Source organism: Pseudomonas sp. RIT-PI-r (assembly GCF_001297015.1).
In the GTDB taxonomy this organism is placed as follows: Bacteria; Pseudomonadota; Gammaproteobacteria; order Pseudomonadales; family Pseudomonadaceae; genus Aquipseudomonas.
In genome coordinates, this window is sequence record NZ_LIGE01000043.1 from 1 (window position 1) to 26,024 (window position 26,024).

General features: G+C 57.4%; 31 protein-coding genes and 1 pseudogene. 7 read left to right on the top strand and 25 right to left on the bottom strand.

Annotated features, from left to right (window positions below):
- Positions 1 to 808: 808 nt before the first annotated feature.
- The 5 genes from AK821_RS25655 (at position 809) to AK821_RS25675 (ending at position 5,999) form a co-directional block, all read left to right on the top strand.
- Complete coding sequence (locus AK821_RS25655; protein ID WP_064392698.1) at positions 809 to 1,024, top strand: hypothetical protein; 216 nt, start codon at positions 809 to 811, stop codon at positions 1,022 to 1,024.
- A gap of 131 nt (positions 1,025 to 1,155) precedes the next feature.
- The gene (locus AK821_RS25660; RefSeq protein WP_236708339.1) at positions 1,156 to 3,882 is read left to right on the top strand and encodes a restriction endonuclease; all 2,727 of its coding nucleotides are present in this window, start codon (positions 1,156 to 1,158) and stop codon (positions 3,880 to 3,882) included.
- 649 nt (positions 3,883 to 4,531) lie between these two features.
- Positions 4,532 to 4,720 carry a hypothetical protein gene (locus AK821_RS25665; protein WP_064392849.1) on the top strand — a complete coding sequence of 63 codons (189 nt, stop codon included), beginning with the start codon at positions 4,532 to 4,534 and terminating at the stop codon, positions 4,718 to 4,720.
- A gap of 8 nt (positions 4,721 to 4,728) precedes the next feature.
- Positions 4,729 to 5,025, top strand: coding sequence for a hypothetical protein (locus AK821_RS25670; protein ID WP_064392700.1), 297 nt, complete (start codon positions 4,729 to 4,731; stop codon positions 5,023 to 5,025).
- A gap of 107 nt (positions 5,026 to 5,132) precedes the next feature.
- Complete coding sequence (locus tag AK821_RS25675; RefSeq protein WP_064392701.1) at positions 5,133 to 5,999, top strand: hypothetical protein; 867 nt, start codon at positions 5,133 to 5,135, stop codon at positions 5,997 to 5,999.
- A 6-nt stretch (positions 6,000 to 6,005) separates the two neighbouring features.
- Here AK821_RS25675 and AK821_RS25680 read toward each other — a convergent pair whose 3' ends face one another.
- From AK821_RS25680 to AK821_RS25790, 25 genes and pseudogenes are all read right to left on the bottom strand, one after another.
- Positions 6,006 to 6,977 (bottom strand): hypothetical protein, encoded by a 972-nt coding sequence (locus tag AK821_RS25680; RefSeq protein ID WP_064392703.1) that lies wholly within the window; start codon positions 6,975 to 6,977, stop codon positions 6,006 to 6,008.
- A complete protein-coding gene (locus tag AK821_RS25685) occupies positions 6,962 to 7,654 on the bottom strand; it encodes a hypothetical protein (RefSeq protein ID WP_064392705.1) in 693 nt (230 codons plus the stop codon). Before AK821_RS25685 ends, AK821_RS25680 begins: the two co-directional genes overlap by 16 nt.
- Positions 7,651 to 8,196, bottom strand: coding sequence for a baseplate complex protein (locus AK821_RS25690; protein WP_064392707.1), 546 nt, complete (start codon positions 8,194 to 8,196; stop codon positions 7,651 to 7,653). Before AK821_RS25690 ends, AK821_RS25685 begins: the two co-directional genes overlap by 4 nt.
- Positions 8,193 to 9,116: a hypothetical protein gene (locus AK821_RS25695; protein ID WP_064392709.1), complete on the bottom strand. Its 924-nt coding sequence runs from the start codon at positions 9,114 to 9,116 to the stop codon at positions 8,193 to 8,195. The genes AK821_RS25690 and AK821_RS25695 overlap by 4 nt, the downstream gene beginning before the upstream one ends.
- On the bottom strand, positions 9,113 to 9,685 hold the full coding sequence (locus AK821_RS25700) for a DUF4376 domain-containing protein (RefSeq protein ID WP_064392711.1): 573 nt from the start codon (positions 9,683 to 9,685) through the stop codon (positions 9,113 to 9,115). Before AK821_RS25700 ends, AK821_RS25695 begins: the two co-directional genes overlap by 4 nt.
- 11 nt (positions 9,686 to 9,696) lie before the next feature.
- The gene (locus tag AK821_RS31490) at positions 9,697 to 9,987 is read right to left on the bottom strand and encodes a gp53-like domain-containing protein (protein ID WP_442965598.1); all 291 of its coding nucleotides are present in this window, start codon (positions 9,985 to 9,987) and stop codon (positions 9,697 to 9,699) included.
- Between the two features lie 66 nt (positions 9,988 to 10,053).
- A pseudogene (locus tag AK821_RS25705) lies at positions 10,054 to 11,169 on the bottom strand (phage tail-collar fiber domain-containing protein); the annotation flags it as partial.
- 8 nt (positions 11,170 to 11,177) lie between these two features.
- On the bottom strand, positions 11,178 to 11,702 hold the full coding sequence (locus AK821_RS25710; protein ID WP_064392713.1) for a phage tail protein: 525 nt from the start codon (positions 11,700 to 11,702) through the stop codon (positions 11,178 to 11,180).
- A complete protein-coding gene (locus tag AK821_RS25715; RefSeq protein WP_064392715.1) occupies positions 11,695 to 12,870 on the bottom strand; it encodes a baseplate J/gp47 family protein in 1,176 nt (391 codons plus the stop codon). The genes AK821_RS25710 and AK821_RS25715 overlap by 8 nt, the downstream gene beginning before the upstream one ends.
- A complete protein-coding gene (locus AK821_RS25720; protein WP_064392717.1) occupies positions 12,867 to 13,184 on the bottom strand; it encodes a DUF2590 family protein in 318 nt (105 codons plus the stop codon). Before AK821_RS25720 ends, AK821_RS25715 begins: the two co-directional genes overlap by 4 nt.
- Complete coding sequence (locus tag AK821_RS25725) at positions 13,181 to 15,166, bottom strand: phage tail tape measure protein (RefSeq protein ID WP_064392720.1); 1,986 nt, start codon at positions 15,164 to 15,166, stop codon at positions 13,181 to 13,183. The genes AK821_RS25720 and AK821_RS25725 overlap by 4 nt, the downstream gene beginning before the upstream one ends.
- 7 nt (positions 15,167 to 15,173) lie before the next feature.
- The gene (locus tag AK821_RS30970; protein ID WP_163005298.1) at positions 15,174 to 15,314 is read right to left on the bottom strand and encodes a DUF6890 family protein; all 141 of its coding nucleotides are present in this window, start codon (positions 15,312 to 15,314) and stop codon (positions 15,174 to 15,176) included.
- 23 nt (positions 15,315 to 15,337) lie between these two features.
- Positions 15,338 to 15,631: a putative phage tail assembly chaperone gene (locus AK821_RS25730; protein ID WP_064392723.1), complete on the bottom strand. Its 294-nt coding sequence runs from the start codon at positions 15,629 to 15,631 to the stop codon at positions 15,338 to 15,340.
- A gap of 43 nt (positions 15,632 to 15,674) precedes the next feature.
- On the bottom strand, positions 15,675 to 16,130 hold the full coding sequence (locus tag AK821_RS25735) for a lysis protein (RefSeq protein WP_064392726.1): 456 nt from the start codon (positions 16,128 to 16,130) through the stop codon (positions 15,675 to 15,677).
- Positions 16,130 to 16,663, bottom strand: coding sequence for a lysozyme (locus AK821_RS25740; protein ID WP_064392728.1), 534 nt, complete (start codon positions 16,661 to 16,663; stop codon positions 16,130 to 16,132). Before AK821_RS25740 ends, AK821_RS25735 begins: the two co-directional genes overlap by 1 nt.
- Positions 16,660 to 16,866 (bottom strand): hypothetical protein, encoded by a 207-nt coding sequence (locus AK821_RS25745; protein ID WP_064392730.1) that lies wholly within the window; start codon positions 16,864 to 16,866, stop codon positions 16,660 to 16,662. Before AK821_RS25745 ends, AK821_RS25740 begins: the two co-directional genes overlap by 4 nt.
- Entirely contained in the window at positions 16,863 to 17,075 is a 213-nt protein-coding gene (locus AK821_RS25750; RefSeq protein ID WP_064392731.1) for a TraR/DksA family transcriptional regulator, read from the bottom strand. Before AK821_RS25750 ends, AK821_RS25745 begins: the two co-directional genes overlap by 4 nt.
- Entirely contained in the window at positions 17,075 to 17,524 is a 450-nt protein-coding gene (locus tag AK821_RS25755) for a phage protein (RefSeq protein ID WP_064392733.1), read from the bottom strand. The genes AK821_RS25750 and AK821_RS25755 overlap by 1 nt, the downstream gene beginning before the upstream one ends.
- A gap of 5 nt (positions 17,525 to 17,529) precedes the next feature.
- On the bottom strand, positions 17,530 to 18,645 hold the full coding sequence (locus AK821_RS25760; RefSeq protein WP_064392735.1) for a DUF2586 domain-containing protein: 1,116 nt from the start codon (positions 18,643 to 18,645) through the stop codon (positions 17,530 to 17,532).
- Between the two features lie 11 nt (positions 18,646 to 18,656).
- On the bottom strand, positions 18,657 to 19,280 hold the full coding sequence (locus AK821_RS25765) for a phage virion morphogenesis protein (protein WP_064392850.1): 624 nt from the start codon (positions 19,278 to 19,280) through the stop codon (positions 18,657 to 18,659).
- A 46-nt stretch (positions 19,281 to 19,326) separates the two neighbouring features.
- The gene (locus tag AK821_RS25770; protein WP_064392738.1) at positions 19,327 to 19,773 is read right to left on the bottom strand and encodes a phage tail protein; all 447 of its coding nucleotides are present in this window, start codon (positions 19,771 to 19,773) and stop codon (positions 19,327 to 19,329) included.
- Complete coding sequence (locus AK821_RS25775; protein ID WP_064392740.1) at positions 19,770 to 20,231, bottom strand: head completion/stabilization protein; 462 nt, start codon at positions 20,229 to 20,231, stop codon at positions 19,770 to 19,772. The genes AK821_RS25770 and AK821_RS25775 overlap by 4 nt, the downstream gene beginning before the upstream one ends.
- A 97-nt stretch (positions 20,232 to 20,328) precedes the next feature.
- Positions 20,329 to 21,051, bottom strand: coding sequence for a phage terminase small subunit (gene gpM, locus AK821_RS25780; RefSeq protein WP_064392742.1), 723 nt, complete (start codon positions 21,049 to 21,051; stop codon positions 20,329 to 20,331).
- Positions 21,048 to 22,067, bottom strand: a complete 1,020-nt coding sequence (locus AK821_RS25785; RefSeq protein WP_064392744.1) for a phage major capsid protein, P2 family — start codon at positions 22,065 to 22,067, stop codon at positions 21,048 to 21,050. The genes gpM and AK821_RS25785 overlap by 4 nt, the downstream gene beginning before the upstream one ends.
- A 1-nt stretch (position 22,068) precedes the next feature.
- Entirely contained in the window at positions 22,069 to 22,995 is a 927-nt protein-coding gene (locus tag AK821_RS25790; RefSeq protein ID WP_064392746.1) for a GPO family capsid scaffolding protein, read from the bottom strand.
- A 162-nt stretch (positions 22,996 to 23,157) separates the two neighbouring features.
- Here AK821_RS25790 and AK821_RS25795 point away from each other — a divergent pair, with 162 nt between their 5' ends.
- Together AK821_RS25795 and AK821_RS25800 are read left to right on the top strand one after the other, a co-directional pair.
- The gene (locus AK821_RS25795; protein ID WP_064392748.1) at positions 23,158 to 25,200 is read left to right on the top strand and encodes a terminase large subunit domain-containing protein; all 2,043 of its coding nucleotides are present in this window, start codon (positions 23,158 to 23,160) and stop codon (positions 25,198 to 25,200) included.
- Positions 25,112 to 25,981: a phage portal protein gene (locus AK821_RS25800; protein ID WP_064392750.1), complete on the top strand. Its 870-nt coding sequence runs from the start codon at positions 25,112 to 25,114 to the stop codon at positions 25,979 to 25,981. The genes AK821_RS25795 and AK821_RS25800 overlap by 89 nt, the downstream gene beginning before the upstream one ends.
- The last annotated feature ends 43 nt before the right edge of the window (positions 25,982 to 26,024 follow it).

Consider the following 26,024-nt stretch of genomic DNA (forward strand, 5'->3'; position numbering starts at 1 on the left):
CGCGCCACAGGAACGCCCCCTACCCCCCCCCCCCCCCCTCCCCCCCCCCCCCCCCCCCCCCCCCCCCCTACAAACCCCCCCCCCCCCCCCCCCCCCCCCATCCCCCCCCCCTTACTCCCCCCTTCCCCCCCCCCCCCCGCCCCCCCCTCCCGCCGCTTCTCCGTCGCCCCGATGATGGATCGAACTGACCCTTCTTTTACCTCCCGCAAATAAAGGCCCAAACGCCCCACCTCCAACCCGCGTACCAGTTGCGTACCAGCTCTGTTCTTCTCCTTCCTTTTCCCATCCCCCCTACCGACTGCGTTAGCAAATTTTAAGTAGCGGTTCTCGGCTCCAATCCTGGCACTGTCTATCGTCGGCTCAGGCGTGTTTCGTGAGAGTTAAACCGCGCGCATGAAAAGCCAGCGAATCTTCCCGGCTGTGCTTTACTCCGTTTTCAGGTTGACCCCTGGGAAAAAGGTAATTTTGGTAATTTTCTTTTTAATAGTCATAAAAAACCAGTAAATTCAGTAGGTTAGATTGATTTAGCAAAGGTAATGATAGGGTAATAGGAAGGTTAGAAAATTACCCTTAGTCGTAGTAATTTCACCAATCTAAAAAACCCTTTAAAATCAGCCACTTGGTGAAATATTACCTCCGGCCTTACCAAATATTACCTTCAAAAGTAATACCTCAAAGCCACGGTCTATAAGGGCTGCAGCCAGTTTTTAGCACCGTCTTACCAAAATTACCTTTTCCCCAGCCTCGAACTGAAAACCAGCCCCAAATGCCCTGCTATGCTTCGTGCTTTCGAAACGGAGTCGAATGCATGGCTAGCGAATATTCCCTCACCGTCGTCCTCGAGAAAATGTACGAAAATCAGCTCGGCCTCGAAGCTGCGATCATGGAATTGGTACTGTTAGTAGAAAGTCAGGGGCACGAAACGATCGGCGAAAACGCGCGCGGAGCTTTAGAACGCATCGGGGAGAACGCTGGTTTCATCAAACAGGGGATAGCTCGCTTGCAGAGCACGGGCAAAAATTAGGATTGGCGTTAATAGGTATCGTTCAATGCTGAGCGGTTATCCACCGCCCAAAAGAGTGGCGCAGAGCCACTACCTCAGCCTACTATGCCCGACATTCAAGAAAACAAGAGCAGCTAAGAGAGTCGGTTTAAATGGATATTAAAATAGAGGTAGCCGTCCCGAGCTCCGCATCTACAAAAGACAAGGGTGATCTGTTAGAGGATTTAGCGGCTAAACTTTTAGCTGCCCAGTCGTATGAAGTAGTAAAAGAAATACGACAAACAGCTGTAGAACTGGATCTTCTTTGCAAACACAAAATTAGCAGCAAAGAAATTTATGTAGAATGCAAGGCCTATCGAGACAAGCCTATTGATGCAAACATATTAAAAAATCTCGCGGGTACAAGAGACTTCATGGAGTACTCGGAAGCTTGGCTGATCAGCACAGCCGAGTACGGGAAGGAAGCCAAAGGCTTTATTAAAACATGGCAACAAAAGCCGATCGAAAAAGCATCAAAACTGAGCTTTTACGAACCCAACGATGTAATTAATGCATTGATTTCGGCAGGGGTTATAAAAAACCCACCTCAGGATAAAGCAACGGAATATTGTAAAAGCCAGAACTTATTAGGTGACTGGGTTCTTCTCATCACACCTTTTGGAAATCTATGGGCTGTAACAATTTTAGCTGGCGGAATTCCTAACAAGGTTATTTTTTATCACGCTTCAAACAATGAACCTGTAATAGACTCAAAGTTGATAGCAAACCTACAGGGCACCGATACCTCTCTAGCCCCCCTAGAGTTTGAGGCTCAAACTGCGAGTACCTTAAAACCGATATCTCCCGCAGCTGAAGATATTGGAGAAGTTGCTCAGGTACAAACCGGTTTGGAGTGGAGCGACTACCGACCTGCAAGACCTCAAGACTTTGTAGGTCGAGCAAAAGACATTACATTCGTATTTGAATTTTTCAAACAAGTCTTAGCACAATCTACGAGCACTCGAATATTTGCCCTTACCGGAGACTCCGGCATGGGAAAAAGCTCACTGATAGCGAAGCTAACAGACAAATCTAAAAACGCACAAAACAAGAATAAGTATTTTATTTTTCCAGTCGATGTACGCGCCGCTACAAACCCCTCTTATATATATTCCGCACTACTCAACTGCTTAAGCGCTGCTCAGCTCCAAGGGTTCGGCGACAGCAATATAGAACTGGTCATCTCTGATGTAGGCAACCCTCTCAACTCCTCATCCTTAAAAAGTTACTTGACAAGCGTTGCTGCGCAAAAAAAATTAATTATATTAATATTTGACCAGTTCGAGGAGCTGTACTCGAAACCTGAACTGTTTGAAGTATTTAATCGAGCCAAAGCACTCTTACTTAACGCGGCAAGCGCTTGCGGTTGCCTATGCCTGGGTTTTGCTTGGAAAAGCGATAGTACAACACAGGGAGATCATCCAGCCTACTTTTTCTGGCACCAACTATCTGACTATCGCATTACTCGAAAACTTTCTCCCTTTTCTGACAACGAATCAAACACAGCAATCAATATTTTCGAAAAAGAGCTGGGCCAAAAGCTACATAGCGACCTAAGGCATAACTTAATTGTAAGCAGCCAAGGATACCCTTGGTTGCTTAAAAAATTATGTATTCATATTTACGAAAAAATAAAATCCGGCGTTGATCAAGAAAACCTATTAGCAAACAAACTAGACATTGCAAGTCTATTTGATACAGATTTAAATCAACTCAGCAAACCGGATAGAGCCTGCCTCCAGATTGTTGCGCAGCGTGCACCTGTGGACTGGTTTGAAGTTACCGAGTCATCAAGTTCCGAGGCATTGGATTCTTTAATGCATCGCAGACTTGTTATCAAAAGCGGCGACAGGCTAAACGTTTATTGGGATATTTTTAGAGAATACTTATTAACTAAAAAGGTTCCAATAATTCCTTTGCGTTATCTCCCTTCGACAGAGCCTGCATCAGTAATTAAAATTGCTAAAATGCTTAAGCTGGGAAAACCTGTATCCATTCAGGAACTTGTCACCAACTCCGGTTTAACTGAAGGGTCAATTCAAAATACCGGCACAGATATCAACATGTTCGGAGTTGCGACTCGCGACGGTGGTGCCTACCAACTCAACCCTGGCCTAATTGAAGGCGATGAAACAGCTATTCTTCAAGCAGTACGGGAAAAATTCAAAAAGCACGCATTCACATTAGCCATTCAAGATCGCACTTCAAGTTCAATCATGACTTTGAGCGATGCGATATCGATCCTACAAGAGATATTCCCAAATAGCACTTACGCGGAGAAAACCTGGCACATATATACTCTTCGCATTTGCAAATGGCTCGAGCTATGCGGATTCTTAGTCAGCTCAATGAATGGATGGATTTACAGAGATCTAGGATCTGTTCTGAAGGATGGACTAAAATCATCCCGCCGCCGTCGCTCTTTGAAAATATTCTCCCCACTCGCGTCTCCCTCGCTCACAATTGAAGGTTTGAAATGGCTCGAAAAAATCAATAGCGTAGGAAAAAAAGATAAACATCCAACGGGATATATAAATGTTCTACGAATCCTGGTGCGCTTTGAACTTGCCACACAAGATCAGACCCATTATTTATTCAACAAATCAAAACTAGCAAAATATACATCGCATTTTGACGCGATTTTCTCGATGGCCGCAGCTGAACCTATAATTCTAGAGAATGAGAAAATCCTGAAAAACAACCCAGCAATTAAAAGCAAGGAGTTAGGAGAGTTGCTTACGGATAAATACGCTTTGGGTTGGAGTCAAGCATCGGCGCTGCGCAATGGACGTGAATTGCTGGCATGGACAAAATGGGTGACGGAAAACAGGAAGGTATAGGGCTTTATTGGGCTCATATCTGGTTCAGGGGATTGATCGTTTTTGAAACACGGTCAATCCTCGAAGCAGGCCAACCTTAAGGCTTTCAGCCGGATTACGTATCTGCCGAGGCCGTTTGCAATCTTTCTCTCTCGCTTACGGTCAAAACCAAAAACCTCGTTGATAACCCTTTTTACAGCTTGAAACGCCCGAAAACTGGGCGTTTACCAACCTTTCACCCAACCAACCTTTCTCTATTCACTGTGCGCCTTTCCTGCATTCGTTTGCATAATTTTGCAATCGGTGCAGCGTTACCAGTCGTCATAAAGCCCAGAGCAGACGCCAACGTAGCGGTGGCTTGCGAAACCCTCCTCCTTGCAAAAAAAAGAGACGTACGCACCGCCGGCGGGAGGGGGATAAGTGCTTTTTCAGCAGTTTTTTTCTTGGCTGCGCGATTTTCCCAGCGCCCAAGCAGACAGTGCCCAAAGTCTGGTCCGTGGCCTGCGTCCAGCGGTCTCGAATTGCCGTCAGTCGCTATGTGATGTTGAGTAATGCCAGAGTCGATATACTGTTTGCATATACAGTATTCATGCGGATAGGCAGGTCGATGAGTAGAGAGTCTGCGGGAATCGTAATCCCAGAGCCGTCCAGAACAGAGCTCTGGCGGATCATGCTGCGTGACGAGCTGTCCTTGCTCGCAATGCCCGGAGCCCATCACAAGGCATTACTCAGGCAAGCCCATGCACTTCATCAGGATCAGGTGATCAATGCTGACGAACTCGGTGAGTTGCTGGAGTTAGCGGACGCAGCGCTGGCCTATGCGATTGAAGCGCTACTTGATATCGACACAGCCGGGTAGGAGGCGACATGCATGTACTGGTTACACCAATGCGCCTACGCGGTGTCGCGCTGGAAGCCAAAGAGCGGCGCCGCTATCCGGCGATCCGGGGCAACGTCATGGTGAACTCTACTATGTGCGATGTGCTGGGTCGGGCTGCGAATGTTGGACGTGTCGAGGTGGGCATGCCGCTCGATCCAGATCCACTGCCGCCGCTGCTCGATGCCACGCTGGCAGGCATGGCTGTGACCGGGTTTGTCCTTAGTGGTATTGAATACATTGATGGATGCGCTTACGCGCAATCTTGGTGGTGCCGCTTAGAGTAGAACAGATGGTGGACAGCAACACCTGTTCGTGAGAAGAAGACTGCAATTAACGCTGCATAATGATTTCACAACACAAAATCGGTCTCAATTACTATCAGGATTAGCACATGCACTTTGAAAGAAAATGGAGCCGCAGGCTTACTGAAGAGCCAGCATTTTTTTACACAGTGGCAGCTTTCATCACATCAGTAATAGTTTTGGAAGTTTTGTACATTTATACGTCTGCCGATTTTTGGGCGATGAAATTTATCGATATAATTAACGCCATTGCTCAATTCGCTACAGCAGGTGCGTTTGCGTTTGCAGTGTTCCAATACACAAAAAGCAAAAAAAATGAAAGACAAACGATACTAGTCCAAGAATGCAGAGATTTAATATCTCAAATGAGCGCCGTAGCTAACTCTTTTGAGAGTTCACCAGAACACGGACTAGAACAGACTTCATTTTTTACTGAAAAGATGCACAGTCTTAGCGGAAGTTTCAATGCTATTTTCAAGGAGTTAGTTGAAGATACTCACAAAACCATAGTTAGGATGCGCTGGCAGGAAATGTATTTCTCCGACTTTAGCCGTGCAATGGAAAAATGGAGCTTACGATCTATTTTAGCGGACATCGGCGTCGACAAAGGTTTATACGACATGCTTGAGTTGAGTTATCGATACTCTGTGAAAAAAAATTCAACTACAGACTTCATTGCTACCAGCAACCCTTTCAAAAAGTACAACGAAGCAAAATCCATTATTTCCAATGAATATGTGCGAGTGACTTTAGAAAACAAGAAAACCATAGGTGACCATTTTCAGTTTTTTGAACGGAACTTTTTTACAAACTCAGAATTAAACGATCACCTTTATGGATATTGCAACATTATCGACGTAAAAGCTCGAGCCCCTGTACTTGCGGTAATTAATGAGACGCTAGCCATCACACTTCGCGATGCAATACTGGAGCAGGCGAAAGTGGAAAAAGCATAATAACTGTCAGGCCGTAATTAGTTTCAATGGCGTTGAAAGGGCAACAGCTGCTTCTGCGTCTCCTGTGAATAAAGCCGCAGTCATAGGCACAGGGCCAGTGCCGTGGACGTGGCTCGCAACCTGAACAGCCATAGTTTCGATCAAGTCCAAAGTGTCACACAGCACTTTGAATATGTTGACGTTTTCGGACCCTACATGGTTTTGGGGTGCGATCAGGCGCTGGCTGAGCCCAGCCACACTAAGGCGCACTCCCTCAATTCGCTCCTGCATGTCCCCACCCACAGTGGCGTTGTGCTTCTGCCCTACCACTACGTTCAAATCACGACCGGTCGCTTGGTGCAGGTCATCGACCGCCGCCAGACTTGCAGACCCACCAGACAGCAACTTGAGCGCGCCCAGCGACTCAATCTTCTTGATGCCCCCTACCGTCTCGGTCGAATGATCGTCAACCGTCCTGGTGTGATTTTGGAAGGCCTCGGTGTTGTTCAGGGCTTCGACTTCGCGCTCGATCGCCTTGTCTTTAATCTTGCCATCGGTTTGACGCAGCCAGTTGCCGTCCGCGTCGACGCGCTGCTGGCAAGCCTCGCTGTGCTGCCACACCTGGTCGCCCTTCGGCACCCGGGGCAGACTCAGACCGTGCGGCAAGATCTGCGTGATAAACGGTTTGTGTGGCAGGCCGTAGGCGAAGCTGATCACGACGGTGGTACCCTCCTCCGGAAAGCCAAACATGCCCGCTTCTTGCCCGCCCATCGGTGCAGGCAATGGCAGGCCTTCGAGGATCGGCAGATCCGGATCAGGCTCGCCATCGGCCAGTAACACTTCGACGTCGACGCCAAAGCGCGGCCGGAAGTCATCACACAGCCCAGGCGCCGCCGGCGCATCCGGTACCGCAACTACGCGGCCAAAGCGCGGCAGGTGGTAACCGCCGCTCAATTCAGGAAATTGGCGCGCTACGCTGCGCTTTATTGCGTCGTCCATTTGATCGCCATTTGATTGCCGGCGAGAGTCACACTTGTGATTCGCTCGCCCTGGTTGATGGTTGCACCTGGTCGAAGCCCCGGAAGGGGCGCGATCACCGCGCTTTGATTGCCCTGGTAGCCGTCGAACAGTTCGACCGGCAGCTGCAGCGCAGTGCGGGTACCGAAGAAGCTGTCGGCCCAACTGCCCACAAACACTTCGCCGTCGCCCTGCTGCTGCCAGATGAAGTCGGGGATGTTGAAGACATTGGCCAGACTGTCCATCGCCAAATAGCCCGCCGCCAGGCTATAGAAATACGGCGCCTTGACCTTCGCATAGGCCTTGTTCGGGATCCGGACCCCCAACCCGGTCTTCTCGCTGATCTCGGCAAGCACCGCCTGCAGGTCGACGTGACGCAGGTTCAGCGGCAACGGGTTCGCCAGGATCGAGGACAACTCGCGGCAGGCCACCAACTGCTGGGTGCTGTTGGCGGCTGTCGACCGTTCGATGTAGCCTAGGAAGTGACGCTGCAGCGTGCGCTCGTTGTAGCCGATATCCAGCGTCACCAGACCTTTCAAGGATTCGCCGGCCTGCACCGTGAACGTCGCACGGCCAGGGCTTTTGATGTCCAGGCGCACCTCATCCTTGATCAACGGGCACACCTTGCCGGCGATCGTCAAAACCTTATGCAGTTTCATGTTTTGGGCGCCAAGTAGTCATCCAGCTTCTTGAGGGTCTTTTCAAAGCCGCTCAGTTCTTGGGCCTCGCCTTCAGTCCCACCACCGGCTGCGGCGCCGCCGACCGCCTGGCCGGGTGCTGATTGCGCGCTGACGCCGTTCGCTGCCCGTCGCTGTTCAACCTTCTCGGGGTTCGAGGCTTTTTCCGACAGTGTGAACTGGACCAGCCAAGCGGCCAGCGTGTCGTCTTCCCGGGCGCTGACACCGTCCGAAAACTGCACCTCACGGATGCCGAACGCGGCGGCGGTATCGTTGACGATCCGGTACATCTTGAGCTGGCCACCGCCGGCCGTGGCCTCAGCCAAGCGCATGATCGTGCGCATCTGCACCGCATCGACGAAGGGAATCATCAGCGACACCGCTAAGGTTTTCGGCTTGAAGCCCTTGTGGGCAGTCTCGGTGTTGCTGGTTTGGCCAGACATGTCATCGGCTTCGATGCGCAGGTTGGCGGTGATCTTCATCCGTTTGCCCAGGACCTGCTCGCCGTCGAGTAATAGCGTCATAGGCCGAACAACTCCCGCACGAAACTCAAGCCTTCCAGCGACCCCACCAGCAGCACGCCTGCAGACAGCACCCACTCATGACCTGGTGCTTCGCCCTCGAGCAGCGATCGGCGCAGCTCGTTGACATCACCAGGACCGATCAGGCGCGCGCGCATGCTGGTATCAGCGGATCCGCCGGCCAGCAAAGCCTTGAGGTCGTTCAGTTGCTGATCGCGGCCCTGCTGCTGAGCGGCCTTGCGCATGGCCAGCGCGGCCAGATCGCCCATCGGCGAGCTATCGGCCGCGTAGCTCTCCAGCACCGCCAGTTGGCCGGACATCGATTGCTTCGCGGCCTTGACCAACGTGCAGCGCTCGAGCGGCAGCGATTGCCAACGCGGCAATGGGCCAGAACTCGGGATCTCCCACTTGTCCGTCTCCAGCGTCGAAAGGTGTCCGGCACGACGCTCGGTGCGCACCAGCTCAGGAATCGGCAGCAACGCGTTGAAGCGCGACAGGGTGCTGGCGAGCTGGTCGTAGTTGGTGCCCAGGAACAACACTGACAGCGCGTACTGCGGCCCAGTCGGGCGTCCGGTGTCGGTGCCATCGATCAGTTTGCTCGCCAGTTGCCGCAGTAGATTCGGCGCCGACAGAAAACGTTGATTGCCTCGTCCCTGGCCAATGCCGCTCTGGAACGGCGTCACCACCAGGCACGCCGGCGCCTCGCCCATCTGCCCCGCCATCGCGGCACGGCCGGCGGCGATCGCATCTTTTGCGGCGTCACCGACCGGCCCCGGGTTGGTACTGGTCAAACCGTCAAGGCTCGCCAAGCGTAACGCGGTGCTGGCCAGCTCACCGCCAGCCAGATCCTTGGCCGCGCCCAATCCATCCATCCATTGCGTGGCCTGCTCTGGCCAGCGCATGGTCACCGGTGCCCAGTTCATGGCTGCACGCCCTCCCAGCTCACTGCCTCGAGGCCGGCCAGATCACCGGCCGCCAGCGCCTGATCCAGTTGCTGTTTCAGTTCGTTGGCCTTCTGCAGCAACTGCAGCTTGAACACGGTGAAGTCGTCACTGACCTGGCGTAGCTGCGCCCGGGTATGAACGCGAAAAGCTTTGGAACCCTGTTCGTCGCTGCACGGATACGCACTGTCGACGTCCAACAACACAACACCGGTCAGATTGAGCTGATCCTCCAGCTGGCTGCTGTAAACGTATCGAGCGCCCAAGGCAGCCGAGTCAAACCCCGAGGTGATTTCAAGTTCGCACGCCGTATTGATCGCGGCGAACAGCGCGGCATGACGCTCTACCAGGTGCGCGTCGGCATCGAGCTGCGGCGGGTCAATCAAGATAGGCAAACCGTCAAGATCATGGCCGCGCACTTTCTGCGGAGCAGGATTGGCGATCACTTGCAAATAGCGCTCGTCGCTAATTGGCTTTGCATCAGCGGGCATGGTGGTGTGAATAGACGACAGGTACGTGGTGCCGGTGCTTGCACTGTAAAAACGTTGCATGGTGATGTTCCTCAGTGCCCGATCAAAAAGAAAATAACCCCGACGGTGGCCACGTTGCTGGCCACTTCGTTGTTGTTCATGTAGCCAATCCAATCAATGGCGTTATTTCCCAAGTACGTGTAACTCGTGTCGACAGTGACGTAGCCACCCGAACCCGTTGCCAGATTGATTTTTGACGCCGCCAGGCAGGCATTTGGAAATGCCATTGGATACGGCGACCGGGAGTAACCAGAACCAAGGTTGTTGCTGTTCGAGGTGTACATCCATTGAATGATTGCGCCTCCGAGCCACGTCGGGAACACGATGTAGCCATTGGGTGCCAAGCTGATGGAAAAGCCCAGGCGCAGCTTTTTCGGGGTGATAAATGTCGTGTCATCAGTCCCCGCATTGGTTTGGGTCTGCGTGGCGACCTTGGCAATGCCCTTCACCGTTTCGGTGGCTTGCACCAACTTTCCCACCACGAAATCAATGGCGAATTTCACCGCTTTGGTGGTCGCCAGAATGACGCTGCTGTCCGTATCCGGATCGTCGCTTTTGGCATTGGGCAGATTCCCCAGCCCGACGTCCTCCTTGGTGGTCGATCGGGCACGTAGTTGTGCGTAGTCGCCGTTACGAGCGGCAAAGTGAGTCACCAATGGCCCGCCGATCGCCTCGACAGATCGGCGATCGATCACCGTATTGGAATTGGTCAGGTCCGCGAGCGCGACGCAGTAATGACGCACACCGGCGCTGTCGGTGTAGTCGGGTTTATCAACGCCGAACACCACTTGCCAGCAGGCGACGACGTCGCTCAATTCGCGCTGCAGGGCGACGTCGAGCCAGGCCGTGGTGGGAAACGCCGGCGGCACAATCGGCAGTACGGCCGTGCGCTCCAGACGGATTCCTTCCACGTAAGCGGTGCCCGGTTTGACCTGGTACACGTTGCCGACCTTTTCCACCTGCAGCGAGCTGCCAAAGAAGCACGATCGCCCAAAGACGTCGCGGTTGCTCAGGCGCTCGCGCTCATCGATGCCGGCCAGGCGCACGGTAAAGTCGTGCTGCCAGGTGGTGGCATCGATGGTGATGCCGGTCAGCGCCTGGGCGCCGTCGAAGGCCACCAGGAAGTTGCGCGTGAGGTTGTTGCCGACCTGCAACGGCGGGATGTTACGGCGCTTGATCTGCAGCGGTACGTAGGCCACGGCAAATAGCACACCCTCGGCCGTCTCCAGGCCGATCCAGTTGAAATCCCAGTCGCCAATGTCAGAGCCGATCTGCGAGCTGTATACGACCTGGTTGGGATTCACATAGCCGGCGTTGTCGTCCGGGATGTCGTAGACGTGGACGATTTGCCCGGCAGCAGGTTTGGGTGCTGCGCGATCGACCGGACCATTAGGGTCAAGCCCTGGAACGTTGGCAAAGATGAATCGCGACACATCAAGGCCCAGCTGGGCGGCGTGTTTCTGCGCAATCAGGCTTTCGCCCGCAAGGGTAATGCTGGCTCCCATGAGGGCTCCTAAAGGCTTGCAACCAGCGTTTGCTGGTCGTCGTTGAAGTCGACCACGGCGATGCGGAACGGCACCGGGGTAATGGTCACGAAGTCATAACGGCGGCACGTGCGCCCGTACTGTTGAATCAGTACACGCAGCAGCTCGGGGTTTTGCGACAGTTGGGTGTCAGAGAAACGCAGCAGCACCACGTCCCAATCTCGATCGGGCATACGCTCCTCGATCTCGACGTAACCGACACCGAGGCGCTGCAGGATGCGTTTCATGCCGGCGGTGCTGCCGGCGTCCACCGCGTTGATAAAGGCGTACTTCACGCGCAGGCGATAAAGCGCCTCGGGCTCACCCTTGAAGCGGGTGATATCGCGCTGCCAGGCCAGCAGATCGAGCACGGTCAGGTGGCAGTTGTCTGCATCCATCTGCAGGAGGGGCCAGCGTAGCCAGCCCTCGACCTTTTCCCACCAGCCCTGGGCAGCGTCCTTGAGCTTGGTCAGCTCGGTACCGGCCAACCAGAATTTCAGATCGAGCTTAATCATTGCTCAGCACCTGCAGGCTCTGAATCCGGGGAATGTTCAGTTCCGAGAGGATGTCGTCGTTGTCGAAGTGCAGCGACTCGATGCCGGGAAACTGCTGGTGCAGCTCTTCACCCAAGCGGCTGAAAGAAAAGCGTGACTGTGGATAAGTCAGCGTCGGCTGGTAGTCGCCCGACGTGCTCTCACGGAAGGCTGCACGGATGAACAAGGCGGTTTCGTCCTGCAGGTTTTGACGCTGTGCAGCGGTCAACGTCGAGCGCGGCCAGAGTGTCACGCGCAGGTCGTGCTGGGTTTCGGGCATGACCATCACCAGCAGGTCGTCGCCGTGACCATGGTTGCCCAGGTCGCGGATATGGGCGTTGATTTGCGCCAGGTACGTTGCCGCCGGCACGTCAGCATCGAACAACACAAAGGCATTGGCACTGCCGGGTCCACGCGGGGCGCCGTGTTCGAAATACACGCCGTCCGGACGCACGCCCGGGAAGGCGGAAATCATCGCCCGATACACCGCGTCGGTGTGCCACTGGTTGACTGCCGAGAATTGGTTGCGCACCCGCAGGCGCAGTTCGTCGTTGGGCTCCCGATCGGCCCCAGGCGTGGTCAACCAGCCGTCCGCGTTGACGACCTGGGCAATGCCGGGAATCGGTACCGGCAACACGGCGTAGTAGCCAGGCGCCAAGTTAAAGCCACTGCCGACGTCGACCGCTTCAACCGGTACCAGCGACTGCATCACGCCATCGGTAAAGGTGCCGATCGCTGTGGTCACCAGCTGATACACATGCCCATTGATTGCGGCCGACTGCACGACCGTGCCCTTTGCGACCTCGAGGGCGCCGCCGGGGGCCACGCGGGTGAACAGCAGAAAACCGGTGGCCTTGGTTGCGCCCTTGCGCTCAACGTTCACGCCCCAGGCCAGCATGTCGAGCCAGGCATCCACGGCGGTTTTGACGCAGAAATTCGGCAGGACGGTACCGATCAAGGAGTCCAGAATCCACATCACCGGCTTGGTCACCAACGCGGCGCCCCCCCGCCAGAACGGCGACCAGGGGCTGGTGTTGCTCAGTTTGCTGCCCCGGGCGGTCACTTCCGCTTCCCACCCCTGGCGCAGGCCGGCCTCAGTGGTCGGAATGCCGGCATCGGACAGGGCCTGTTTGAAATCCACGTCACTCACAACGTCACCTCGATACTGCCGAATTTCAGGGTTGTGGCCGTCACCAGGAACTGCCCAGGCTCAAGCTGGGTAATCAGTGCCGTACCCGGTACGAGGCGTTCGTCCGCCTCGACCAGCAGCTCCAGTTGCTGAATGCAGTCGCGCTGTTTCAGGCGGTTGCGCTCGGCCACCAGCGTCACCAGCAGGCCGCTGTCGCGGATCATGTGGGCGATGTCTTGGGCGATGCTGGCTCGGTCATCGATCAGCTCGGGCTGGCGGGACGGATCGAGCACCAGGTCGTTGTTGTGGATCAGCAGGTCGATGTATTCGCTCATCCCGGTACCGCCATGTTCACCATGTTTTCCATCTCCAGCTGAGTCATAGGCTTGCTGTTGTGGATCTCGACTTTCTCCACGTGCATGCCTTTGTTCTGGCTGCTGTTGTTGTTCTGAATGCTGGTCAGCAGGCCACCCGGCGGCACTACGTTAGGTCGCGCTGGCGACAAGCTTGGAATGGCTGCGTTGATTGTCTGCTGGGCTTTTTGCGCAGCTGCAGAGGCATCCACGTTGTTGACGCCAATGTCGGTACCGGGCACTTCAGGCATGGCGCCGAACTTGGTCTTGATGTCGACGCCGGGGATCTTGTTCAGCATCTCGATCAGGCTGTTGATCGACTTGTGAAAGATCGCGACGATGCCGTCCCAAGCGGCCTTGGCCATGCCACTCCAGCCGCCCATGGACGTGAACCAGTCAGAGAGTGCTTGGAGCTGCGCGCTGACCCACTGGAACGCCTCGGTGTTCATCAGCGCGGACGTCCAGTCATCCCAGTAGTAAATGGCGACGGCGACCAACGCGATCAGAGCGGCGATCCCCATCACGACTACGCCGATAGGGTTGGCCGTCAGAGCAACGTTGACCAGCCATATCGCGCCCTGCCACAGCAGCATGGCGGCGCGAATGATCCCCATCGTGGTGTAGAGAATCGTCAGGCCCGCGACATACAGCGCGATCACCGCCACCTGCAGCACGAAGCCGGCCACGGCACGCAGATTAAGCAGCTGCACCACTTTCCAGACCGTCACCATGGCCATCCACGCCATCCGGCCGGCACCGACGGCAAACGTCAGCAGGGACATGGCGGCGATGAGCGCCAGGATCGTCAACGAGACGATGCCGATCACCCGCGTGATGTTGGGGAACATCTGAGTCCAGCGGGTCATGGTGCCGGCAATGCCGGACAGCTTGGCCATCAGCGGCGTCAGGATGGGGATCAGTGCCTGGCCGAAGGCGATGCGTAGCGCTTCGACCGCTGCAGCAAATTGTTGCCACGGGTCGACCATGGCTTTGGCCATGTTCTCGGCGTCCTCGAGGCCGCGCACCTTGCCCAACTTATCCATGCCGTTGCGCAGCCTATCGGTGTCCTTGGCCAGGGACGTGATCACCTGCGCACCCTCCCCGCCGAACGCCTCCATCAGTTTGGTGTTGGCCGACGCGCTGGTCAGGTCGCCCAATTTGCCCTGCAGCTTTTCCATGATCTGCAGCATGGGCAACGCCTTGCCGTTGGAGTCCGTGAACTTCATCCCCATCTTTTCGGAGGCGGCGCCCAGGTTCTCGAAGAACGCCTTGTAACGGCCGCCGGCATCGCCGCCTTCCATGGTGCTGCTCAGCGAGCCGATCACCGCAAACTGCTCGGCGATGTCCACGCCGGCGGCGGTAGCGATCGAGCCCACCTCCTTGAACGCGTCCTTGAGTTGGGCGCCGTCGGTTCTGAACAGTTGAACCGCGAGGGCCGTCTGCCCGCCCAGCTTTTCAACCCATTCGCCCTTGCCCATGGCGTCCGCCTGGCCCTTGAACAGGTTGTACATGGTGCCCACATAGGCGCCCATCGTTTCGGCGTCGGACTTGGTGGCCTTGGCCAACAGGTTGCTGGTGTTGGTGAAGGTGGCTAACTGGTTGCCGGTCAGGCCCTTGATAGCGCCCTCAATGGTGTACGCCGAGGCGACGAAATCCCGGGCGTTCTCGCCATAGGCCACCGAGAACTCCAGAGATTTTTGATTCAGCGCCGTGAGCGCGTCCTCGGCCACGCCCAAGGATTTGACCTCACCCAGGGCGCGGTTCATTTCCAGCGCAGGCTGCAGCGATTCATTGATACCGACGAAAGCGCCCGTGACACCGGCCAAGCCCATGCCCATCGTTTTGATGTTCTTTTCGCTTTGCTCGGCAAGGTCGGAAAAACCCGTTTTCACCTTGCCCAACGGTGCAGTGACCTTGTCGGTCAGGGCCAGGATGAAGTCCAGGCGGGCGCTACGGTCGGCCATGTGTGTCCTATCCGTTCAGCGCATGGGCAATGCCGTTGGCTACGGCAAATTCCATGCGCTTCCAGTGTTCGTCTTCCAGCCACTTGGCCGTGCCCATGTTCTCAATGGTGGGCTCGGCGCCAGGCAGCCAACGGTTGGTCAGGGCCATCAACTGGCCCAGCCCGTCCTCGGTCAGGCGGTCAGCGTGCTCAAGGGCTTTTTTACGATGATCCCGATGTCAGGGGCGTACTCCTCGAGCAGCGCGCCGGCGATCTGCATGGTGTTCACCGGGTTAACCATCAGCTCGCGCAGATCGGCCTTCTGCGCCGGCAGCACGGTGGTGCTCAGCAAGTTGAAGGACGGCGCAACCTTGTTGTTGGCGGTCATGGCGTTGAAGTACTTGGTCACGTCCTGGGGCGTCAGGTTGAAGGCGAATTCTTTCTCGCCGATTTCCAGGGTGATTTCGCGGGATTGGATCTGGCTCATGTTCATGTCCGTGTTGGTGGTTGGATTAAAGGGGTGATTCGGGTCAGCGCAGGCACACCTGGCTGACGTAGTCCTGCAGGCCCAGGATCATTTGCTTGCTGAGGGCAAGCTGATCTCTGAGGGTGAAATAATCCGGTCGAGCGTCTGCTGCGAGTTCGGCGGTACCTGCATCAGCCACGCCGCCGGCGCCGGTGGCGTTTGACGGGGTGCTGCTGCAGGTAGCTTTGACGCGCAGCCGCCGACGACCATCGGCAACGTCAAGGCGCAAAGCATCGATTTCAGTGCGTGCATCGTTCAGTTCCTGGGTTCGGTTACGGTCGATCGCGTCTCGGGCGGCGATCATTTCGCCGCTGATTCGGGCCGCTTCACGCAGGCCGCTGGCTTCGTACTGGGCTGCATCACGGTCTGCCCGGGCGGTGTCGCGCTGCCCTTGCAGGATGTCGAATCCGATGTAGGCCAGCAGGCACACCAACAGCGGAAACAGGATCTCGCGCAGCATCACAAACCCTCCGCGCACATGGCCGCTTCAGCTCGCCGGCGAGCGTGCAGCCCAGGCACGAACTGCTTGCGGCCGTGGGCATCGGTAACCGACGACCACACCGGTGTTTTGCCATCCGGCGCCCAGGCGAGCGCCTTGCAGCCTTCGGCAATGCGGCCGGCATTGATCAGGCCGACGGCTCGACTGGCGCAGGTGCTGGGCACACCGAAGTTGTGGCCGTGGCTGCTCAGGGCGTCGAAAGTCTTCTGCCCGGTCGCTGGGTTGCTCAGGCAGTCAGCCAGAGCCAACTGGCCTTTCTCGATCACCAGCTGCTCCACCTCGGCACAGCGTGCCGGCGACCAGTAGTCACCGACGATTAGCGGATACGGACTGGTGTAACGGGTGATGCCCTTGCACACCGTAGGCAGGCCACGGGCAAACTTATCGGCGTACACCACGTTCTGGCCGTTGCCTTCCCACTTGCCCAGGAACGCGAGCAAAGGCGCGCTGGCCAGCACAATGGCGCCGGCGGCGATCTTGGTGCGCAGGCTCAAGACTTGCCCTTCCAATCCAGCAGCATCTGGCGATACTTGGGAATCAGCAGAAGGATCTGCAGCACCATGTAGAGCGCGGTCAGCATGTACGCGACCGCCGACCAATCGACTGCGCCCGTCACGCCTGTAGCGGCCACGCCGATTGCGGGCGACGCCTTGGCCAAGGCAACGGCGGTGTCCTGGGCGACCTGATTCGCGCTCATCGCAGAACCTCTTTCTCAAAAATGGTTTGGCACGGCACGCAGCGGGTGATGCCGCCCAGCGCCTGACGTTTTTCCGGGATTGGCCGATCGCAGTCTTCGCAATGGGTCAGGCTCGGCCCGCTCGATCGCTTACGGGCTAACTGGGCGGCGATCGCCTGGTCACGTTGGCGTTGCTCCAGCGCCTGGGCACGGTCGAACGGGCAGACCATCAGCGCAGGCCCTCGATCTCTGCCGCAGCCAGGTACGGCACGCCGTTGATGCGCACGAAGTCCGGACTGGAAACGTCGAACGGCACCTTGTGCTTGGTTTTCTCGCCGCCTTTCGGGTCGACGCTGAGCAGGCTGGACACCTTCAACTTGCAGCCGAAGGCCTCGATGCGCAGCTCCTCGTCGCCGGCTTTGGCGAAGAACACCGAGTCGAAAGGCTCCAGCTGGCGGAAGCTGCCGGCAGAGCGTGCCGCCTCGATCAGCAGGTTGAAGTTGTTGGTGTCGAACTCGAACTCGCCACTGGCAGACACATCGCCGTCAACGGTGCCGTTGGGCACGCCACGGGTTTGCGCCACGGCTGTGTTGTCGGTGATATCCAGGGTGCAGCTTTCGACATGGATCTGCAGATCGCCCAGGTTGATGTCGAAGTTTTTACCGCCAATACGGGACATAAGGGTTACTCCGAATCTTCGCTGGAAAGGTCGAGGGCAATGTTTGCCGTCAGGTCTTTCGGGCAGTTGAGCGGTCGGATCTTGATGTAGATCTCAACCTTGGTTTTGCTGTGCCACACCAGGACGATGTCGCCGTCTTTTGGCGATTCGATCTCGCCCGGGAACACCTCACCGGCGAAGGTCGTGGACTTGGCCATCTGGCGCAGCGGCTTCATGAATGCGCTGATAGCGGCAGCCATGCTGTTGGGCGAGTTGTTCAAGCGACGATCACCGACACGGCGGATCAGCAGCGGGCGGACTTGGCGAGCGGCCTTGTCGGCCAGGCGCAGGTACTCGACCACCTGAAAGTCACTGGCCGGCGCATCGAGCATGTTGCCGTCGCCCCAGAACACGCCCGGGTAATCGGCATAGGTTTGCGACACGGAGAAACGTGCGGCGTCCAGCTCGGCGCGAATGGCGGACGGCAACGGCACGCCTTCCTTGTCGACGGGAACGGGGCCCAGACCCAGCAGAGCACCGGACGCCACGCGCATCGGACTATCGGCAATGCTCACGGCGGCGTTGGCCAGTCGGCCAGCCAGCACACCCAAGTCATTGCCGTGCAACTGCGGCACGACCAAGACACGCGGCGCAGCCAGATCGGCGGTGATCGCCTTCTGCTCGATCAGGTATTCCGCCCAGGTCTGCTGCACAGTGATGCCGGCACTCGCCGCCATGACAAAAGCGCGACGGCCGAAGGTATTGTTCAGTCCGATCGCCGCGTCATGCATGACCGACAGTTCATTGCCGGCTTCCACTGGCGTGGTAATCACCACCGCCTCGACGGAAAAGCCTTTCTGCTGGGCGTTGGTCAGCGCTTCGGACCAGTTACCATCGGCCGCGATCGGAGCCGCCAGGCACGCCCAGCGATCGCCGCCGTTGAGACGTGCGGCCGTGATCTGGGTCTTCAGATCACTGGCCGGAATACCCAGCGAACCGTCGAGGTCGCTGTCGGTGTTGAGTGCGAGCAACTGGCCGACGTTTTTGGCGGCGGTGCCGATGAAAAGGAAATAGCGTTCGATCTCAGTCACGGCACCCTGGCCGAGATTGAGGTTGTTTACGCTGACTTTGCCGAGTGCCATGCAGTGCCTCGTTAGCGGGGTGAATTAAGAATTTGTTGGAGCACCTGGTTCAGCAGCAAGCCAGTGTCTCGTTCGGTGCTGACGCCGATGAACTGGCGCTTGGGCAGGGTGATTTCCCAGCTCTGCGCGCCACTGCTCTCGGCTTTTTCATCGTCCAAGATGCGGATCAGCAGCCCCGCCTTGGCGTAGTTCACATGCTCTTGAATCCAAGCCACGGACGGACGGGTCAGCGACTTTTTGCCCTCCTGGCGAACCTTGAAGCCCAATCGACGTAGACGCTTCGCCTGCTTTTCGGTCGCTGCCAACCCCTCCGGAACCTTGTTCCACCGTTTCATCTGCGCGGCGGTGCGGCGTTCGCTGACACCGTTGTGTTGCTGCGCCGCGACCCAACTGGTCAGAGCGTTTTTCCAGCCCAGTACGGCTTCGTCAGGGCTGACACGGGTGACCTGCATCAGCTTGGCCAACCCCGCTTCCATCTTTTTCTTGCCCTTGCCCGAACCTTTGCGTGCCTCAAAGGGCGAACCGTCCAGGTTCTGCTGGTCGCGCACACGCTTGCGGCTCATCGATCGCACGCGCTTGGATATGTTGTTCAGCAGACGCCGGCGCAGTTGCGGCGGCAGACTCAGCAGCGCCATTTGCTCGCGCACGCCGAGGTAGCCCCGGACGTCGAGCTCGAACGTGCTACGCCCGGCCACGGCTCGACACCTCGCCGTGTTCGGCGACCCATAGGTCAAACGGGATGAACGACCAGGTCTTACCAAAACTCTCGATTTCGCCCTCCGGATCCTCGGCCAGGTATTGCGGCTCGATGAATTCGAGGGTGATGTCGACGTCGGCCAGATCGTTGTCGAGCATGGTGATGTCGAACTTCGCCGCCGGCAGTTCGTCGCGCTCCTGGTCGTTGCCCTCGAGCCAACTGCCCACCAACGCCATCAGACGCCCCGGGTGATCGGCGAAACGCTCCAGCGCGATCGTGGCGCTGTAGCGCATGTCACCCATGCGCATGCCGCCGACGTCGGGTTTCCAGATCAGTTCGAGATTCACCTGGTTGGTCCAGCTGTCCAGTTGCTCGGGCTCGACCAGGCGGCGCTCGATCAGGTAGGCGGTCAGGGCGCGAAGCTTGATCACAGGAGTGCCGCCGTGATGCGGCCGCGCCCCTGCAGCGATCGGACGGCCTGCTGGCTGAACTCGAGGAAGGTTTCCTTGCGCTCGGGGGCTTCCTTGCCCAAGTTTTCGGCACTTTCGCGACGTATGATCGAGGCGAACTCCGGCAGCAAGCTGGCCTTGGCGCGGCAATACACGGCGCGTTTGTACGTCTCAGCTTGAAAGGTGCGCTCCGGCAGGACAGTGGTGTCTGCAGATTCAACGCGTGACACTCCAGCGGCCTGCCAGCGCGCTTTTAAACTGGCCAGATCACTGTTGACCTGGGCCATGGCCGTAGCCAGGTTGATGACCAGCATCTCTACCAGGTGCTCCGCCGGCAGGCGGTAACCCTTCTGAAACTCGGCCACGGAGAGGTCCGGCCAAAAGCCGTCGTTCTCGATCGCTTGTTCCACAAAGGTGGTGGGTTTCCCGGAAAAGCTCATGGCTGGCCGCTCGAATAGGGCGGGGAGACTGTTTTTCGTGGGGCTGGCCATGAATGGCAGGCACACGTCCACAGTTCCCCGCTGGGGGGGTAGTCGGTTATTGGGCGCCGGTCACTGCGGGGGTTTGTTTGGCGATCGCCCTGCGGCACTTCGCAATGCGCGTCTCATTGCCGGCTTTCGCGTACAGCTCGGTGGAGCGTTCCAGATGCTGAAGCGCGGTTTCCCACTGCTCGGCCTCCATGGCGCGCATGCCGATCAACTTGTGGTACTTGCTCGGGATCTGTTCGGTCAGCTCCCATTCACCGTCGACACGCGGCAGCAGATCGGACAGATACGGCTCCGGGCTGCGTTGCGCGTTGTATTCGGCGTAAGCCCAATCGATCACTGCGTCCGCAACGAAGGTTTGCAAGTCGCGGCGCTTAAACCGCTCGGGCATCTCCTGGCCCTGCCCGATCGCAAAATCCGCCAGCGCCAGGCCGTCTTCGAACTGCTCGGTGTCGAACAGCCAGACCATCACTTGCACCAGAACGCGATTCGGCATCACCAGACCCGAGTCCATGTAGCGCTGAATGAAATCCTGGTACTTGGGCAACAGTTCCTCGCGCTTGAGTGCCTGACGCCCAGCGAGTCCCTTGATATCGCTCAGGCGCTGCAGATCCTGATCCAGAGAGGCTTCCATCAGCAGCAGGTGTTTTTTCGCGTTGGCCGGGCTGCTCAGGGCTTCCGCCGGCGAATACGCCAGCGGTGCGGCGGCTGCAGCGATTACTGCAGCGGTTCCCTGTGCCAAAGTACGGCGCTTGTGGGCAAGGGCCAGGCTCATGCGGCCAACTCGACGTTTTCAGTAAACGCGATCTTTTCCAACTGCTCGATCACGTAGCCTTCGTTGCGGCTGTTGTAATCCTCGACACGGGAGCGTTTCGGGTTGTCTACGGTTTGCTTGCGCCAGCTGGAGTCTTGGAAGTAGATCGACAGGTTGTCCCAGCTGGTGACCAGCACGCCGTTGACCGGGAAGAACGGCACGCTGAAGCTTGGCAGACCACCATAAGTGGCGATCACCTGGGCGTCCTCGATGCGCTCTTTTTCGGTGGGTGTATCACCCTGCTTGGCGTACAGCTTGGCTTTGTCAGCCGCCAACAGGTCGGTGCCGATAATGGCGATCAGGTCGCCGCCATCGCGCAGACGCTCATCCACCATTTGCTTGGTGTCATGCACCAGAGCGTCCAGGTTGGCGTAATCACCGCCCTGCCCCAGGATTACTTTGCCAGCGGTTTTGCCTTCCTTGAGTACCTGCTGTGGGGCTTGCTCGCGCAGTTGTTGCAGCCAGCCTTTGTTCACGTCCTGCAGCATTGGGTAAGCGGCAATATCGGTCTGCGCAGCGGCTTTCAGGCCGTGAAAACCGACCATGATGCGGTCCAGCGCGATCTGTTTCTGCACAGCGGCCGAGTAGCGTTGGTGGAAGTCAGGGAATTTGGCCCAGGCGTCGATTTTTGCGTAAGGCAGACCCACGTCCGACTCGGTGGACGAGAGTTCGTAGGTGGTGTTGTCCAGCTCGGAAGCGTCTTTCGCTTCGCGGTCGGTGGTCTTGGTGTTGGTGCGGCCGGTGACAGGGCCAGACACACCGATGAACACCTTCTCGCCCTTGATTTCGCTAACGCCAATGACGTTGATGCGCGAAAGGAAGTCCGACTTGGCGGTGATGGCGTCGTTCAGTTCCTGGGTGATGGACGGCTCAACGCTGAACATCTTGCTGGACAGCTCGACGCCGTAGGTTTCGGCCATGGCCAGTTGCATGGCTGCATACATCTTGGCGCCGTAGGCGCTCAGGGAACGGGCCATGTCAGAGTACCCGCGCTTTGGTTTTGTCGGCTGCGCCGGTGGAACGCGGCAACTGACGGCCGGTGCTGGTGTTCTGCAGCGTGGTGAACTGTTGCTGCAGACTGGTCAGAGCTGCCAACACTGCTTTGTTGGAACTGCCGCCGTTGCGCTTGAATTCGCGTTCTTCTTCGGCGGTGGTGACGATCTCGTCGACTGCCGCGCTGACGTCATCGATCGGGGTTTGATCGGGTTCTGGTGCGTCTTCGGCTGCAGGCTCAATCACGGCCTGAATGCCGGCAGCGACGACCAGCAGCTGGGCCAGCAGGGCTTTCAAAGCCGTTGCGGTAGCTTCATCCATTGGGGGTTTGCTCTCGGTTGGGGTTTGCGGAGTGGTTTCGGCGGCGGTGTCGTCAATGCCGAAACGCTTGAACAGGCGGGTGAACATGCCGACAAGGCGACCAATCTCGCCCTGCGCTTCGGTTTCGCGCAGAGGGCCGAGTTCTTGGGAGGCGGCGTAGTACGCATCGCGACTGGTGCGACTGGAGAAGTAGAGTTCCTGCGTGCCGACGCTGGCGGGTTCGTCGGTGACGGCGATACCGGTCATGTAGGCTTTTCCACGGCCCCGGAAATTCGGCTTGATCTCTATGCTGGTGAACAGCTTTTCGCCGGCGTCATTCAGGCGCAGCAGCTTGTCGTTTGGCTTCAGTTGCGCTTCAAGGGCGACTTGGCCAGGTTCTAAATCGTCGCCCTCCTCGACCAGGCGCACAGCGAAAACCGTTCCGTGGGATCCGAACCAGCGTTCGTGCTCACACCAGATAACAGCGGTGTACAAAGTCGGCGTGTAGGTCTCGGCGATGTCGCGCAGTTCCTGGGGAAGGATCTCGCGGCCATCGACGGTCGGGCCGCTGGTGGCTACACGTTTCCAGTAGGAGACAAGGGAACGGGGCATGAGTGGTGACTGCGCTCAATCGTTGAATGAGCCGCCACGATAGGGAGCCGTTTACCGCCAAACAAACGGTTGAAATTCGGAGTTCTCCTATTTTCGGGAGATAGGCGGATCGCAGCATTTAACCCCGCGTTTCCGGGGTTTTCGCCGCATAGACTGCGGCCCATGAACTACCCGACCGAAGTTAAAGAAGCCGCAAAACGCCTCTATCTGCGCCGCTGTTCGGTGAAGGAAATACAGGCGCATCTGAAGCTGCCCAACATCCGAATCGTCTATTACTGGATCCGCCAAGGCGGCTGGGACGAGATGCTGACGGATGAAGAACCGTTGAGCGCAGTCAACCGACGAATCACCCTGATCCTGGAAAAGATCGATGCGCTGACGAAAGCCGAACTGGACGAACTGGAGCGGCTGACGAGCCTGCTTGAGCGGCTGAAAAAACTTGCAGCCAAGCCTGCACAGGCAGCGCCCTCGGACGCACCGAATGAGCCTCGCGAACGGCAACCTGGTCAACGCCGTGAGCGAAGCGAAGGCGGCGCCAAGAAGCGCGAAAAGAAGGCCAAGAACGACATCAGTGGCCTGACCGAAGTTGATTTTATCGATAAATTCATTTCGAAGATGTACGGCTACCAGAAAGAGCTGTTCGAGGCGAAACAGAACCCACTGACTCGCCGTGTCCGGAACATCCTCAAAAGCCGTCAGGTCGGTCTGACTTACTACTTCGCCGGCGAAGCTTTCATGGACGCTGTGCTGAGCGGTGACAACCAGGTGTTTCTATCGGCCAGCCGATCGCAGTCCGAGATCTTCCGTAGTTACATCATCCAGTTCGCCCAGCAGTGGTTCGGCATCGAGCTTACGGGCAATCCGATCACACTGAGTAACGGCGCCGAACTGCGCTTTCTCAGCACCAACAGCAGCACCGCCCAGGGCTACCACGGCCACGTCTACGTGGACGAATACTTCTGGATTCGCGACTTCGAAAAACTCAGCACCGTGGCCAGTGCTATGGGCACACACAAGAAGTGGCGCAAAACCTATTTCTCGACGCCCAGCGCCGTGTCGCACCAGGCGTACCCATTCTGGTCGGGCGATGAATTCCGCAACAGCAAACGCGGCAAGAAGGCCGGCGGTGTGTGGCCGAGCGAAGCGGCCTACACACAGGGCGCGCTGTGTCCGGACGGCCAGTGGCGCAAGACGATCACCCTGGACGATGCGATCGCCGGCGGCTGCGATCTGTTCGACCTGGAGCAGCTGCAGCTGGAGTACGACGAAGACAAATTTCAGCAGCTGTTCTACTGCAAGTTCATCGACAGCACCCAAAGCGCATTCAGCCTCAAGGATCTGGAACGCTGCTACTCGGATCTGTCGTTGTGGGAGGACTACAACGCGGAGCTGGAACGTCCTTTCGGCAACAGTCCGGTTTGGCTGGGCTACGACCCAAGCCGCACCCGCGACGACGCCACCTGTGTGGTTATCGCCCCGCCACTCGAACCCGGGGCGAAGTTCCGAATTCTGGAGAAGCACAGCTGGCGTGGCCACTCGTTCACCTACCAGGCTGCACAGGTCAAGAAGCTGACCGAGCGCTTCAACGTCCAGCACATCGGCATTGACGTCACCGGCGTGGGTTACGGCGTGTTCGATCTGGTGCGCGACTTCTACGCCAAGGCGACACCGATTCACTACAGCCTTGAGGCGAAAAACGCCCTGGTGCTCAAAGCCCAGGACACGATCCAAGGCAGTCGCATCGAGTGGGACGCCGGCTGGACCGATATCGCCCAGGCATTCCTGACCATCAAGCGCGGCGCCACCAACAGTGGCCAGATCACCTACAGCGCATCGCGTACCGAAGCCACCGGTCACGCCGACATTGCCTGGGCGGTGATGCACGCCCTGTCCAACGAACCTTTGAACACCAACAAGCGGCGTCGCAGCCGCTACGTCACGAGTAACCAGAGCAGCCATGGCCAACCGCAAGCGCAGAAAGCAACACGTAGCCCAACCAACGCAGCAACCGATGCGCTCGTTTACGTTCGGGGAGCCGGAACAGGTGCTGTCCGGCAACATCGGCGAGTACGTGGGCGTGTTCCCCAGCGACGACGGCAAGATCTACAAACCTCCGGTGTCACGGGCTGGTCTGGCCAAGCTGCTACGCGCCAACGCGCACCACGGCGCCATTCCAAAATTCAAACGCAACCTGCTGTTGCGTGAGTTCATCCCTTCGGCCGGCTGCAGCACTGAGACGATGGGGCGCGCCGGGCTGGACTATATGGTGTTTGGCGAATCGTACTTCTACAACGACACCAACGCGTTCGGCCAGGTGCTGGAGCTGCAGCACCTTCCGGCCATCAACATGCGGGTAAAGGTCGACGGCGGTTTCGTGATGCTGCTGCCCGACAACAAGGAAATGGAGTTCGAACAGCACGAGATTTCACACGTCCTGGACTACGACGTGGAACAGAACATCTACGGGATCCCGGACTACTTGGGCGGCTTGCAGGCGCTGCTGCTCAATGAGGCGGCCACCCTCTTCCGCCGTCGGTACTACAGCAACGGCGCGCACGCCGGTTACATCTTCTACACCAACGATCCTGACCTGACCGAAGAGGACGAGGACGAGCTGCGCGCACAGATCAGTGCCAGCAAGGGCGTGGGCAACTTCCGCTCGATGTTCGTCAACATCCCCAACGGCAAAGAAAACGCGATCCAGATCATCCCCGTGGGTGACTTCCAGGCGAAAGACGAACTGGAGAAGGTGAAGAACATCACCCGAAACGACGTTATCGCCGCATGGCGCATGAACCCGGCACTGGCCGGCATCATCCCGGAAAACACCGGTGGTTTCGGAGACATCGAAAAGATCGATCGCGTGTACACCAGCAACGAGATCCGGCCGATCTGCCAGTTGTTCAACCAACTGAATGACAAGCTGCGAGAAGACAGGCGCTTTAGCTGGAAGCCTACTCCTGAAGCAGTGGATGCCACTGCATGAACAACCAGATGGAGAGAAAGCCACTACATATTGTGGCAATATG

Bases quoted from the DNA above. Each gene is read 5' to 3' on its own strand.
- AK821_RS25655 (WP_064392698.1), top strand. From the start codon at position 809: ATGGCTAGCGAATATTCCCTCACCGTCGTCCTCGAGAAAATGTACGAA.
- AK821_RS25660 (WP_236708339.1), top strand. From the start codon at position 1,156: ATGGATATTAAAATAGAGGTAGCCGTCCCGAGCTCCGCATCTACAAAA.
- AK821_RS25665 (WP_064392849.1), top strand. From the start codon at position 4,532: ATGCTGCGTGACGAGCTGTCCTTGCTCGCAATGCCCGGAGCCCATCAC.
- AK821_RS25670 (WP_064392700.1), top strand. From the start codon at position 4,729: ATGCATGTACTGGTTACACCAATGCGCCTACGCGGTGTCGCGCTGGAA.
- AK821_RS25675 (WP_064392701.1), top strand. From the start codon at position 5,133: ATGCACTTTGAAAGAAAATGGAGCCGCAGGCTTACTGAAGAGCCAGCA.
- AK821_RS25680 (WP_064392703.1), bottom strand. From the start codon at position 6,977: ATGGACGACGCAATAAAGCGCAGCGTAGCGCGCCAATTTCCTGAATTG.
- AK821_RS25685 (WP_064392705.1), bottom strand. From the start codon at position 7,654: ATGAAACTGCATAAGGTTTTGACGATCGCCGGCAAGGTGTGCCCGTTG.
- AK821_RS25690 (WP_064392707.1), bottom strand. From the start codon at position 8,196: ATGACGCTATTACTCGACGGCGAGCAGGTCCTGGGCAAACGGATGAAG.
- AK821_RS25695 (WP_064392709.1), bottom strand. From the start codon at position 9,116: ATGAACTGGGCACCGGTGACCATGCGCTGGCCAGAGCAGGCCACGCAA.
- AK821_RS25700 (WP_064392711.1), bottom strand. From the start codon at position 9,685: ATGCAACGTTTTTACAGTGCAAGCACCGGCACCACGTACCTGTCGTCT.
- AK821_RS25710 (WP_064392713.1), bottom strand. From the start codon at position 11,702: ATGATTAAGCTCGATCTGAAATTCTGGTTGGCCGGTACCGAGCTGACC.
- AK821_RS25720 (WP_064392717.1), bottom strand. From the start codon at position 13,184: ATGAGCGAATACATCGACCTGCTGATCCACAACAACGACCTGGTGCTC.
- AK821_RS25725 (WP_064392720.1), bottom strand. From the start codon at position 15,166: ATGGCCGACCGTAGCGCCCGCCTGGACTTCATCCTGGCCCTGACCGAC.
- AK821_RS30970 (WP_163005298.1), bottom strand. From the start codon at position 15,314: ATGGCCCTGACCAACCGTTGGCTGCCTGGCGCCGAGCCCACCATTGAG.
- AK821_RS25730 (WP_064392723.1), bottom strand. From the start codon at position 15,631: ATGAGCCAGATCCAATCCCGCGAAATCACCCTGGAAATCGGCGAGAAA.
- AK821_RS25735 (WP_064392726.1), bottom strand. From the start codon at position 16,130: ATGCTGCGCGAGATCCTGTTTCCGCTGTTGGTGTGCCTGCTGGCCTAC.
- AK821_RS25745 (WP_064392730.1), bottom strand. From the start codon at position 16,866: ATGAGCGCGAATCAGGTCGCCCAGGACACCGCCGTTGCCTTGGCCAAG.
- AK821_RS25750 (WP_064392731.1), bottom strand. From the start codon at position 17,075: ATGGTCTGCCCGTTCGACCGTGCCCAGGCGCTGGAGCAACGCCAACGT.
- AK821_RS25755 (WP_064392733.1), bottom strand. From the start codon at position 17,524: ATGTCCCGTATTGGCGGTAAAAACTTCGACATCAACCTGGGCGATCTG.
- AK821_RS25760 (WP_064392735.1), bottom strand. From the start codon at position 18,645: ATGGCACTCGGCAAAGTCAGCGTAAACAACCTCAATCTCGGCCAGGGT.
- AK821_RS25765 (WP_064392850.1), bottom strand. From the start codon at position 19,280: ATGGCGCTGCTGAGTCTGCCGCCGCAACTGCGCCGGCGTCTGCTGAAC.
- AK821_RS25775 (WP_064392740.1), bottom strand. From the start codon at position 20,231: ATGAGCTTTTCCGGGAAACCCACCACCTTTGTGGAACAAGCGATCGAG.
- gpM (WP_064392742.1), bottom strand. From the start codon at position 21,051: ATGAGCCTGGCCCTTGCCCACAAGCGCCGTACTTTGGCACAGGGAACC.
- AK821_RS25785 (WP_064392744.1), bottom strand. From the start codon at position 22,067: ATGGCCCGTTCCCTGAGCGCCTACGGCGCCAAGATGTATGCAGCCATG.
- AK821_RS25790 (WP_064392746.1), bottom strand. From the start codon at position 22,995: ATGCCCCGTTCCCTTGTCTCCTACTGGAAACGTGTAGCCACCAGCGGC.
- AK821_RS25795 (WP_064392748.1), top strand. From the start codon at position 23,158: ATGAACTACCCGACCGAAGTTAAAGAAGCCGCAAAACGCCTCTATCTG.